The organism is Streptomyces sp. C10-9-1 (assembly GCF_024497955.1).
Classification (GTDB): Bacteria; Actinomycetota; Actinomycetes; order Streptomycetales; family Streptomycetaceae; genus Streptomyces; species Streptomyces sanyensis.
In genome coordinates this window covers 135,078-146,148 of sequence record NZ_JANHKP010000018.1, presented here as the reverse complement: position 1 = coordinate 146,148, position 11,071 = coordinate 135,078, and the positions used below count along the sequence as shown (strand labels likewise).

At 73.9% G+C, this 11,071-nt stretch carries 9 protein-coding genes; 7 read left to right on the top strand and 2 right to left on the bottom strand.

The window, feature by feature from the left end; all coding sequences use genetic code 11:
- Positions 1 to 326: 326 nt before the first annotated feature.
- The 4 genes from pip to NPS70_RS24365 all read left to right on the top strand — a co-directional run bounded on the left by pip (position 327) and on the right by NPS70_RS24365 (position 5,778).
- Positions 327 to 1,304, top strand: coding sequence for a prolyl aminopeptidase (gene pip, locus NPS70_RS24380; protein ID WP_256526540.1), 978 nt, complete (start codon positions 327 to 329; stop codon positions 1,302 to 1,304).
- Between the two features lie 265 nt (positions 1,305 to 1,569).
- Positions 1,570 to 2,553, top strand: coding sequence for an SCO0930 family lipoprotein (locus tag NPS70_RS24375; protein ID WP_256526539.1), 984 nt, complete (start codon positions 1,570 to 1,572; stop codon positions 2,551 to 2,553).
- Between the two features lie 253 nt (positions 2,554 to 2,806).
- A complete protein-coding gene (locus NPS70_RS24370; RefSeq protein ID WP_256526538.1) occupies positions 2,807 to 3,619 on the top strand; it encodes an SAM-dependent methyltransferase in 813 nt (270 codons plus the stop codon).
- Positions 3,616 to 5,778: a bifunctional diguanylate cyclase/phosphodiesterase gene (locus NPS70_RS24365; RefSeq protein WP_256526537.1), complete on the top strand. Its 2,163-nt coding sequence runs from the start codon at positions 3,616 to 3,618 to the stop codon at positions 5,776 to 5,778. The genes NPS70_RS24370 and NPS70_RS24365 overlap by 4 nt, the downstream gene beginning before the upstream one ends.
- A gap of 78 nt (positions 5,779 to 5,856) precedes the next feature.
- Here NPS70_RS24365 and NPS70_RS24360 read toward each other — a convergent pair whose 3' ends face one another.
- Positions 5,857 to 6,738: a LysR family transcriptional regulator gene (locus NPS70_RS24360; protein WP_256526536.1), complete on the bottom strand. Its 882-nt coding sequence runs from the start codon at positions 6,736 to 6,738 to the stop codon at positions 5,857 to 5,859.
- Between the two features lie 95 nt (positions 6,739 to 6,833).
- Between NPS70_RS24360 and NPS70_RS24355 the strand changes: the two genes are divergently transcribed.
- From NPS70_RS24355 to NPS70_RS24345, 3 genes are read left to right on the top strand one after another with little or no spacing between them, the layout of a single operon-like run.
- A complete protein-coding gene (locus NPS70_RS24355) occupies positions 6,834 to 7,541 on the top strand; it encodes a succinate dehydrogenase (protein ID WP_256526534.1) in 708 nt (235 codons plus the stop codon).
- A 1-nt stretch (position 7,542) separates the two neighbouring features.
- Positions 7,543 to 9,516: a fumarate reductase/succinate dehydrogenase flavoprotein subunit gene (locus NPS70_RS24350; protein ID WP_256526533.1), complete on the top strand. Its 1,974-nt coding sequence runs from the start codon at positions 7,543 to 7,545 to the stop codon at positions 9,514 to 9,516.
- Positions 9,513 to 10,259, top strand: a complete 747-nt coding sequence (locus tag NPS70_RS24345) for a succinate dehydrogenase/fumarate reductase iron-sulfur subunit (protein ID WP_256526532.1) — start codon at positions 9,513 to 9,515, stop codon at positions 10,257 to 10,259. The genes NPS70_RS24350 and NPS70_RS24345 overlap by 4 nt, the downstream gene beginning before the upstream one ends.
- 19 nt (positions 10,260 to 10,278) lie before the next feature.
- Here NPS70_RS24345 and NPS70_RS24340 read toward each other — a convergent pair whose 3' ends face one another.
- A complete protein-coding gene (locus NPS70_RS24340) occupies positions 10,279 to 10,815 on the bottom strand; it encodes an ABATE domain-containing protein (RefSeq protein WP_256526531.1) in 537 nt (178 codons plus the stop codon).
- Positions 10,816 to 11,071: the final 256 nt, after the last annotated feature.

The following is an 11,071-nucleotide window of genomic DNA, read 5'->3' as shown; positions in this document are numbered from 1 at the left end:
CGAAACGCTACGAGCGGCCACACTGCGCCGCGATCGCTGTAGGGCATTCGGGTCATCCTGCGCGTCCGACCGGGTTCCGAACCGGCGCGGCGGGCCGCCTGCGGCGGCGGTCCGTGGGAAAGGCGCCCGCACGGGCGCCCCGCCCCGCGTGGCGGGTATGGCGCCCCGGCCGCGGCGGGCCCGCGGCCCGCGCACTAGGGTCCCGGGGCGTGCTCCGAAAGCCCCGGCCCGCGGCGGACGGCGCTGCTTCGCGAAGCACGCCCAAGCCATCGAGAGGTCCGCCCGGCCGCCCGCCGGGACGGCGGACCGGGAACGGAGCGTGGGCCATGACGGGCATCCGGACGATCGGGGACGACGGGCTCTACCCCGCCGTCGAGCCGTACCGGGAGGGGAGCCTCGACGTGGGCGACGGCAACCTCGTCCACTGGGAGGAGAGCGGCTCCCCCGGAGGGCGTCCCGCCCTGGTGGTCCACGGCGGCCCCGGTTCGGGAAGCTCGCCCCGGGCGCGGCGCCACTTCGACCCGTCGGCCTACCGGGTCGTCCAGTTCGACCAGCGCGGCTGCGGTCGCAGCACCCCCCATGCCGCCGACCCCGCCACCGACATGGCGGCCAACACCACCGAGCACCTCCTGGCGGACATGGAGCGGCTGCGGACCGAACTGGGCGTGGAGCGCTGGGTACTCTACGGCGGCTCCTGGGGATCGACCCTGCTGCTCGCCTACGCCCAGCGGCATCCCGAGCGGGTGGAGGCCATCGTGGTGGCCGGTGTCACCACCACCCGCCGGTCGGAGATCGACTGGCTCTACCGGGGCGTGGGCCGCTTCTTCCCCGAGGACTGGGAGCGCTTCCGGGCCGCCGTGCCCGAGGCCCGGGGCCCCGGGGACCTCGTCGCCGCCTACGCCCGCCGCATGGAGAGCGCCGACGCCGCGGTCCGCGAGCGCGCCGCACTCGACTGGTGCCGCTGGGAGGACGCCGTCCTGTCCCTCGAACCGCACGGCGCCCCCGACCCCTACGGCGGGCGGCCCGACGCGGCCCGGATCGCCCTGGTCCGCATCGCCGCGCACTACTTCGCCCAGGGTGCCTGGCTGGACGAGGGAGCCCTGCTGGACGCTGCGGGACGCCTCGACGGGATCCCGGGGGTGCTCTTCCACGGGCGCCTCGACCTCAGCTCGCCCCTGGACACGGCCTGGCACCTGGCGAGGGCGTGGACCGGCGCCGAACTGGTCGTGGTCGACGGCGCCGGGCACAAGGGCAGTGCCGAACTCCGGACCGGCGTCCGGGCCGCTCTGGACCGCTTCCGGTGAGGCGCCCCCGGCCCCGGCGGCGCCGCGGATCGGGTGAACGAGCCGGAACCGGGGTGCACTTCCGGCCAACTCCCGAAGGAGCACCTTGGGGGGAAATCGGCGGGTGCCGACGGGATGCGCAGGGTTCGCGACCGCGACGCGGAAGATTTTCCCGGCGACGTTGAACGCCCCTTGTGCCCGTGTCCGTACCTAGGTTCGTGAACGGCGCCGCGGCGGCGCCCCGGCCGGCTCCCCGAGGGAGTCCGGAGAACCTACGGGAGTGGACATGAACACCTGGCGGAACGCCTCGCTCGCGGTGACCGCGGCGGCCGTACTCGCGCTGACGACGGCGTGCGGTCAGGAGCAGGGGACCGAGACCCCCAACGGCCAGGCCGTCGGCGCGGCCAACCCCGCGGCCTCCGGGGGCGGGTACGGCTCCGAGGCGGGCTACGGCTCGGCGGGCTCCGGCGGCGGCGAGGCGAAGCCCGCGGGCCAGCTCGCCATCTGGGACAGCGAGGACCTCGGGGAGGTCCTCACCGACAGCGCCGGCTTCACCCTCTACCGCTTCGACAAGGACTCGGCCAAGCCGCCGAAGTCCAATTGCGAAGGCGACTGCGCGAAGGCCTGGCCGATCGTCGCCGCGGACGGCGCCACCGCGGCCCCGGGCGTCGATCCCTCCCTCATCGGTGAGGTGACCAGGGCGGACGGCACCAAGCAGCTCACCGTCGACGGCTGGCCGATGTACCGCTATGCCAAGGACACCAAGGCCGGCGACGCCAACGGCCAGGGGGTCGGCGGCACCTGGTACGCGGCGGCGCCCGACGGGGGCAAGGCCGCCCCCGGGGAGGGGGGCGGAGGCGGTGAGGAGCCCGCCGGCGGAGGCGAGGAGGGCGCCGAGCCCGCCGACCTCGCCGGGCTGTCCGTCCGCAAGGACCCCAAGCTGGGCGACATCGTGGTGGACCGCGACGGCATGACCGTCTACCGGTTCACGAAGGACTCCGCCTGGCCCATGAAGTCGGCCTGCACCGACGCGTGCCTGGAGAAGTGGCCCGTCGTGGAGCCGGTGGACAAGAACGACACCGAGGGCATCCTCAAGAAGGGCTTCGTCACCTTCGACCGGCCCGACGGCATCCAGCAGCAGACCATCGACTGCTGGCCCATCTACACCTTCGCCGGGGACAAGGCGCCCGGTGACACCAACGGCCAGGGAGTGGGCGGTACCTGGTACGCCGTCTCCCCGGACGGTAAGCCGGTCGGAGCGCCGAAGTAGTCCCCACGCTGCGCCTCCGGCCAGGACGGCCCGCCCCCGCTACGTCGCGCGGGGGCGGGCCGTCTGCCTGCCCCGGGGCAGGGGAGGAGCACGGCGTGCCCGTCCGGCAGCCGCCCGCGACCACGAGGTGTGACCAAGAACGGACCGCTAATTTCCGTTTGGGCTCGCCCTCTTGGCGGGCGATCAGTAGCCTCGGCTCGAACCCTGGCCATGGACATGGCCTACCTGCCGTGGCGACTCGTGGGAGACATCGATGGACCGTCCCGCCTGGGCACCGCAGGGCATCGACATATCGGTGCCGAGCGTGTCCCGCATGTACGACTACTACCTGGGCGGTTCGCACAACTTCGAGGTCGACCGGGAGGCCGCGCGCAGGGCCATGGGATACCTGCCCGGCCTGCCCAAGATCATGCAGGCCAACCGGGCCTTCATGCGGCGCGCCGTGCGCTTCGCCGCAGGGGAGGGGGTCGGTCAGTTCCTCGACGTCGGCTCCGGCATCCCCACCTTCGGCAACGTCCACGAGGTGGCCCGCGAGGCGGACCCCGAAGCGAAGGTGGTCTACGTCGACCACGACCCCGTCGCGGTGGCGCACAGCCGCGAGATCCTCGACGGCGACGCGCGCACCGCGGTCCTCGCGGGGGACCTGCGCACCCCCCGCCACATCCTCGAAAGCCCCGAGGTCACCGGACTGCTCGACCTCGACCGCCCGGTGGCCCTGCTGCTGGTGGCCGTCCTGCACTTCGTCGAGGACGCCGACGACCCCCGCGCCGCCGTCGCCGAGCTGTGCGAGGCCCTCGCCCCGGGAAGCCTCCTCGTCGCCACCCACGCCTCCTACGAGGGCGTACCGGTCCCGGCCGAGCAGGCCGGCGGAGTCGTCGACGTCTACAAGGACATCCGCAACCCGCTGGTGATGCGCAGCCGTGAGGAGTTCGCCGCCTTCTTCACCGGATGCGAGCTGGTGGACCCGGGGCTGGTGCCCATGCCGCACTGGCGCCCCGAGGGCCCGCCCGAGCAGGAGGACCCCTACGCCTTCTCGGGCTTCGCCGGGGTGGGGCGCCGGCGTTGAGCCCCACGTCACAGGCCGATCGCTCCCCGGAGGAACCGGACGCCCTGGAGGACCGCCTCCGGCGCTTCGCGACCATCTGGAGCCGGGCCATCTTCCCGGTCACGGCCACCTCCCAGACCCGGCCCGAGTTCGAGCGGCACCTGCTGCCCCCGGCGCGCGAGCTGTGCACCGCGCTGCGCTCCGCGCCGTTCGTCCCGCAGTCCGCGCAACGGGTGGGCCGGGCGCTGGTCGAGGCCCACTGCACCGACCCGGAGGCGCTGAGCCGCACGCTCGGCGTCATCGACTCCTACCTCGTGCTCTACTGCGGCGACCCGGGCGCGGGGGCGGAGGAGAGCCGGGCGCGCTGCTCGCGCCTCCAGCACGCCGTGGCCGCCGGCTTCGCCCACGCCCTGCGCGAGCGCACCCTCGCCGAGCAGGAGGCCATCGCCCGCTCCACCCTCCTCGCCCGCAACGACGCCCTCCAGGCGATGCACGACACCGAGGTGCGCTTCCGGGCGGTGTTCCAGGGCGCCGCCATCGGCATCGCCATCGCCGACCTGGACGGCAACGTGCTGGAGGCCAACGACACGCTGACCCGGATGCTCGGCGGCCTGGAGCACCACGTGCGCGGCCGCCGGGTCACCGACTGGGCCCACCCCGAGGACCGCCCGCACGTCTGGGACCTCCACCGCGAACTGGTCCGCGGACAGCGCGAGGACTTCCGCACCGAGAAGCCCTTCTACCGCAACGACGGCACCGTGCTGTGGACGAACCTGACCGTCTCCCTGCTGCGCGACGCGGACGGCGAGCCGCAGTACCAGCTGGCCCTGATGGAGGACACCACCGAGCGGCGGCTGCTGAACCTGCGGCTGCGCTACGAGGCGACCCACGACGCCCTCACCGGTCTGCCGAACCGCACCCTGTTCTTCGAGCGGCTGGAGAAGGCGGTCGCCGCGGGGGACGGCAACCGCTTCGGGTTGTGCTACCTCGACCTGGACGGCTTCAAGGCGATCAACGACAGCCTCGGGCACGCGGTCGGCGACCGGCTGCTCGTCGAGGTCGCCGACCGCCTGCAGAGCTGCGCCACGGCTCCCGGCGAGATGGTCGCCCGGCTCGGCGGCGACGAGTTCGTCGCCCTGACCACCGGCCCCGACACGGCGCGCGAGGTGGACGAACTCGCCACCCGCATCCTCAACGCCCTTTCCGCGCCGGTCACCGTCGACGGCCGCGAGTTCGCCGTGCGCGGCAGCATCGGCATCGTGGAGGGGCCTGCCGGCGAGCGCACCAGCGCGGAGGTGCTCCGCAGCGCCGACATCACCATGTACCGGGCCAAGTCGGCGGGCGGGAACCGCTTCGAGCTGTCCGACCCCGAGGCGGACGCCCGGGTGATCACCCGCCACGGGCTGACCAACGCGCTGCCCTCCGCCCTGGAGCGCGGCGAGTTCTTCATCGAGTACCAGCCCCTGGTGCATCTCGGCGACGGCAGCGTCCACGGGGCCGAGGCCCTGGTCCGCTGGTGCCACCCGCAGTACGGCGTCCTCGGACCGGACCGGTTCATCCCGCTGGCCGAGCGCACCGGCCTGATCGTGCCGCTCGGCCGCTGGGTGCTGGCGGAGGCCGTCCGCCAGGCGCGCGACTGGAGCCGGCGGCACAGCGACGGCGGCCCGCTGCGGATCAACGTGAACCTCTCCCCGGCGCAGCTCAAGCACCCGGCGCTGGTCGCGGACACGGTCGAGGTGCTGGAGCGCTCCGGCCTGGAGCCCGGTGCGCTGTGCCTGGAGGTCACCGAGTCCGCACTGATCGGCGCTGACGAGGACCTGCTCAAGCCGCTGCGCCAACTCGCCGAGATGGGGGTCGACATCGCCCTGGACGATTTCGGGACCGGCTACTCCAACCTGGCCAACCTGCGCAGGCTGCCGGTGAGCGTGCTCAAGCTGGATCGTTCTTTCACCCAGGGCATGCAGCAGCACCCCTGCGACCCGGTCGACCTGAAGATCGTCGAGGGCATCGTCTCGCTCGCGCACAGCCTCGAACTGGCCGTCACCGTCGAGGGCGTCGAGACCGGCGCGCAGGCCGAGCGCCTGCGCGAACTGGGCTGCGACACCGCACAGGGCTGGTACTACGCGCGGCCCGGCTCCCCCGACCGCATCCACGCGCTGGTGCTGGCCGACGCCGTGTGAGCCGGCAGGACGTGCCCCGCGGGCACGGGGCCAGGCCGGGTGCGGGGGTGCCTCCCCGCACCCGGACCCGGTGCCGTGTCAGCCGCGCGACTCCAGCAGCATCCGCCGGAGTTCGCGGGCCGCGCGGGGCGGGGCGACGTCGCTGCGGTGCGCCAGCCCGATCGTCCGGTGCAGCCCCGCCCCCGCCAGAGGCGTCGCCCGCAGGTCCCCGCCCGCGCCCCCGGCGGCCATGGCGGGCACCACCGCCACGCCCAGGCCCGCGCGCACGAAGCCGAGCACCGCGTCCATCTCGCCGCCCTCCACGGTGAACGAGGGCTCGAATCCCTCCGCACGGCAGGCGGCGACCGTCAGCTCCCGCAGGTCGTAGCCGTGCCGGAACATCACCATCGGCTCGCCCGACAGGTCCCGGATCCGCAGCGGCCCGGACGGCGCGGGCGCCAGCGGGGAGGACACCACCACCAGGTCCTCCCGAAGCAACTCCACCGCGGTGAGCGCCGGTGAGGACGAGGGCAGCGGCAGGACCACGAGGGCCAGGTCCAGTGCCCCCCGGGCCAGGGCCCGCACCAGGTCGTGCGAGCCGGACTCCTCGATCAGCAGCTCGATCCCCGGGTGGCGGTCGTGGAAGGCGCGCAGCACCCCCGGCAGCAGCCCGGTGCACACACTGGGCGTCGCCCCGAGCCGGACCCTGCCCCGCCGCAGCTGAGCCACCTCCTGTACCTCGCGCCGGGCCGTCTCGGTGTCCGCGAGGATCCGCCGGGCGAGCGGCAGCAGGGCCTCTCCCGCGTCGGTCAGGGCGATGTTGCCGCGCGCCCGGCGGAAGAGATCGGCCCCGAGCTCCTGCTCCAGGGCCCGGATCTGCTGGGACAGCGACGGCTGGGAGACGTGGACCTGCTCGGCGGCGCGGGTGAAGTGGAGCGTCTCGGCGACGGCCGCGAAGTAGCGGAGCTGCTGGAGCTGCATCTCCCCAGCCTAGGGCCTTTCATAGGTGTGGCCTATGCAGACCAGCCGGATCATGTCTTGGACCTCTTGCGGGGAGCGCCCCTAGCGTCGTGGGCATGGCTCTGGTGACGAAGGCGGGGCGCCCGCCGTCCGCGCTGCGTGCGGCATGGCGTTCGACGATCGGCAAGAAGACGGTGATGGCCGTCAGCGGCCTGGTCATGCTCGGCTTCCTGGTGGCCCATGTGGCGGGCAACCTCAAGGTCTTCTTCGGTTCCGAGGAGTTCAACGCCTACGGCCACTGGCTGCGCACCGTGGGCGCCCCCGTCCTGCACCACGGCTGGGCCCTGTGGGCCCTGCGCCTGGTGCTGCTGGCGGCGGTGGCCGCGCACGGCGTGAGCGCCTACCAGCTCAGCCGGCGCGCCGCCCGGGCCCGGCCCACCGGCTACGTCCACCGGCGGGCCCGGACGGGCTACGCCACCCGCACCATGCGCTGGGGCGGCGTGATCCTCCTGCTCTTCCTCGTGTGGCACATCCTCGACCTCACCACGGGAACCGCCCACCCGGGCGGCTTCGAGCAGGGACGGCCCTACCAGAACGTCGTCGACACCTTCTCGACCTGGTACGGCAACGCCGTGTACCTGCTGGCCATGGGCGCCGTCGGACTCCACGTCCGCCACGGCCTGTGGAGCGCGGCGCAGACCCTCGGCGCGGGAAGCCCCGCCCGCGACCGCGCCCTGCGGGCCGCCGCCGACGCGACGGCACTCGTCCTCACGGCGGGCTTCGTCTCCGTGCCCGTCGCCGTCATGACCGGAGTGGTGAGCTGAGATGACCGACCCCGACCACCGTGGACACCCCGACTACCGCGACTTCACGACCGGCGAACCCCTCGCCGACACCAAGGCCCCCGGCGGACCGATCGCCGAGCGCTGGGCGCGCCGGCGCTTCGAGGCCCGGCTGGTGAACCCCGCCAACCGCCGCGGCCACACCGTGATCGTCGTGGGCACCGGCCTCGCGGGCGCCTCCGCGGGGGCCACCCTGGCCGAACAGGGCTACCGGGTCGTGCAGTTCTGCTACCAGGACTCGCCCCGCCGGGCCCACTCCATCGCCGCCCAGGGAGGCATCAACGCGGCCAAGAACTACCGCAACGACGGCGACTCCGTCCGCCGGCTGTTCCACGACACCGTCAAGGGCGGCGACTTCCGCGCCCGGGAGTCCAACGTCCACCGCCTCGCGGAGATCTCCGTGGAGATCATCGACCAGTGCGTGGCCCAGGGCGTGCCCTTCGCCCGCGAGTACGGGGGCCTGCTCGACACCCGCTCCTTCGGCGGAGTGCAGGTCTCGCGCACCTTCTACGCCCGCGGCCAGACCGGGCAGCAGCTGCTCCTCGGCGCCTACCAGGCCCTGTCCCGGGGCATCGCCGCGGGCGCCGTCGAGATGTACCCGCGCACGGAGATGCTCGATTTGATCGTGGCCGACGGCAGGGCCCGGGGCATCGTCGCCCGGGACCTCGTCACCGGGAGGATCAGCACCCACCTCGCCGACGCGGTGGTCCTCGCCACCGGCGGCTACGGCAACGTCTTCCGCCTGTCGACCAACGCCGTGAACTCCAACGCCACCGCCGTCTGGCGGGCCCACCGGCGCGGCGCCTACTTCGCCAACCCCTGCTTCACCCAGATCCACCCGACCTGCATCCCCCGCAGCGGCGACCACCAGTCCAAGCTCACGCTGATGAGCGAGTCCCTGCGCAACGACGGCCGGATCTGGGTCCCCCGCGGCCCCGGGGACGGCCGTCCGCCGCGCGAGATCCCCGAGCAGGACCGCGACTACTACCTGGAGCGCCTCTACCCCGCGTTCGGCAACCTGGTGCCCCGCGACATCGCCTCCCGCGCGGCGAAGCGGGTGTGCGACGAGGGGCGCGGCGTGGGGCCCGGCGGGCAGGGCGTGTACCTCGACTTCGCCGACGCCCTCGCCCGGATGGGGCGCGACCGGGTCGCCGAGAAGTACGGCAACCTGTTCGAGATGTACCAGCGGATCACCGCGGAGGACCCCTACGAGGTCCCCATGCGGATCTATCCGGCGGTGCACTACACCATGGGCGGCCTCTGGGTCGACTACGACCTCCAGACCACCGTGCCCGGGCTCTTCGCCCTCGGGGAGGCCAACTTCTCGGACCACGGGGCCAACCGGCTCGGTGCCTCCGCCCTGATGCAGGGCCTCGCCGACGGGTACTTCGTGCTGCCCCCGGCCCTCAACGACTACCTCGCCCGCTCCCCGCGGGCCGCCGGGCTCGACGCGGACCACCCGGCGGTGGCCGGTGCGCTCGCCGAGACGCGGGACCGGCTGCACCTGCTCCTCTCGATCGGCGGCGACCGCACCCCCGACTCCTTCCACCGCGAACTCGGGGAGGTGATGTGGGAGCACTGCGGCATGGCCCGCTCCGCGGCCGGCCTGCGCGAGGCGCTGCGCCGCATCCCCGCCGTGCGCGAGGAGTTCTGGCGGCGCGTCAGGGTCCCCGGCACCGGGGAGGAGTTCAACCAGTCGCTGGAGAAGGCCAACCGGGTGGCCGACTACCTGGAGCTCGCCGAGCTGATGTGCCTGGACGCGCTCCACCGCGAGGAGTCCTGCGGCGGCCACTTCCGCGAGGAGTCCCAGACCGCCGACGGCGAGGCCGCCCGCCGGGACGGGGACTTCTCCTACGCCGCCGCCTGGGAGTTCACGGGCACCGGCCTTCCCCCCGTCCTGCACAAGGAACACCTGGTCTTCGAGAACGTCCACCCCACCCAGCGGAGCTACGCATGAGGCTCACCCTGCGCGTCTGGCGCCAGCGCGACGCGGGCGCCGAGGGCGCCATGGCCACCTACACCGTCGACGGCGCCTTGCCGGACATGTCGTTCCTGGAACTGCTCGACACGCTCAACGAGGACCTGCTGCTGCGCGGCGAGGACCCCGTCGCCTTCGACCACGACTGCCGCGAGGGCATCTGCGGAGCCTGCTCGATGGTGATCAACGGCGAGCCGCACGGACCGGAGCGCACCACCGCCTGCCAGCTGCACCTGCGCTCCTTCCGCGACGGAGACACCATCGACGTCGAGCCGTGGCGGGCGGCCGCGTTCCCCGTGGTCCGGGACCTGGTCGTCGACCGGTCCGCGCTCGACCGGATCATCCAGGCGGGCGGGTACATCAGCGTGCCCACCGGTTCCGCGCCCGAGGCGCACGCGACCCCCGTCGCGAAACCGGACGCCGACCGGGCCTTCGAGCATGCCGAGTGCATCGGCTGCGGGGCCTGCGTGGCAGCCTGCCCCAACGGCTCCGCGATGCTCTTCACCTCCGCCAAGGTCAACCACCTGAACGTGCTGCCGCAGGGTGCCCCCGAACGCGAGACGCGGGTCCTCGGCATGGTGGCCGCCATGGACGAGGAGGGCTTCGGCGGATGCACCCTCGCGGGGGAGTGCGCGACCGCCTGCCCCAAGGGCATCCCGCTGCCGTCGATCGCCGCGATGAACCGGGAGTGGCTGCGCGCCGCACGGCGCACCGCGGGCTGACGGCCCGCCGCTCGCGCCCTCAGGCCCGACGGCGCGAGCGGTGGGCCGCCGCCTTGGCCCGGTTGCCGCAGCGCCCCATGTCGCACCAGCGGCGCGAGCCGCGGTGCGAGCGGTCCACGTACAGCCGGGTGCAGCGCGGGGCCGCGCACTCCTTGACCCTGGAGGGTTCCTCGGCGAGCAGGTCCACGGCATCCCGGGCCACGGACGACAGGACCGCCGCGACCGTGCCGTGCCGGAGGACCGCCCCGCCGTCCCCCAGCTCCGGCCGCACGGGCGTGCGGGCGGCCGCCCGGTTGACCACCGCGCGGTCCCCGGCCGCGAGGGCGGCGCCCGCGTTCCGGGCGAGCACCAGCCGGTAGACCGCCTCGCGCAGCTGAACCGCCGCCCGCAGATCGGCGTCGGCCACCGCGGGCGGGGTGCCCAGCAGCCCGGAGGCCGCCGCCCACGCGGCGAGGTCCCCGCAGGTGCCCAACTGGTCGAGGGGGCAGTCGCGCCGGCTCCGCACGGTGCCGACGAAGTCCAGGGCGGCACTGCCGCTGACGAAGACGAACGTCATCCGCACAGGGTAGCCGCCCTGACCGCCCCATGTCCGCAAAACTAACCGGCCAGGCCGGTTTTCTGCGCTGCCGAAGTAACCGCATTGACGGGTTTCCCTGATCGTGACTACGGTCCTTGTCAACCGCCCGGGACGGTGAGCGCGATGCCGGGGGCGGACCCGCGGAGCACCGGGGGCGGGCCGATGGCGCCCCGCCCGGCCAGGGCCCGCGGACGGCCGGGCGGCACGCGCCCGGCGGACCGCGCACCCGCCGAGA

Bases quoted from the DNA above. Each gene is read 5' to 3' on its own strand.
- pip (WP_256526540.1), top strand. From the start codon at position 327: ATGACGGGCATCCGGACGATCGGGGACGACGGGCTCTACCCCGCCGTC.
- NPS70_RS24375 (WP_256526539.1), top strand. From the start codon at position 1,570: ATGAACACCTGGCGGAACGCCTCGCTCGCGGTGACCGCGGCGGCCGTA.
- NPS70_RS24370 (WP_256526538.1), top strand. From the start codon at position 2,807: ATGGACCGTCCCGCCTGGGCACCGCAGGGCATCGACATATCGGTGCCG.
- NPS70_RS24360 (WP_256526536.1), bottom strand. From the start codon at position 6,738: ATGCAGCTCCAGCAGCTCCGCTACTTCGCGGCCGTCGCCGAGACGCTC.
- NPS70_RS24355 (WP_256526534.1), top strand. From the start codon at position 6,834: ATGGCTCTGGTGACGAAGGCGGGGCGCCCGCCGTCCGCGCTGCGTGCG.
- NPS70_RS24350 (WP_256526533.1), top strand. From the start codon at position 7,543: ATGACCGACCCCGACCACCGTGGACACCCCGACTACCGCGACTTCACG.
- NPS70_RS24345 (WP_256526532.1), top strand. From the start codon at position 9,513: ATGAGGCTCACCCTGCGCGTCTGGCGCCAGCGCGACGCGGGCGCCGAG.
- NPS70_RS24340 (WP_256526531.1), bottom strand. From the start codon at position 10,815: ATGACGTTCGTCTTCGTCAGCGGCAGTGCCGCCCTGGACTTCGTCGGC.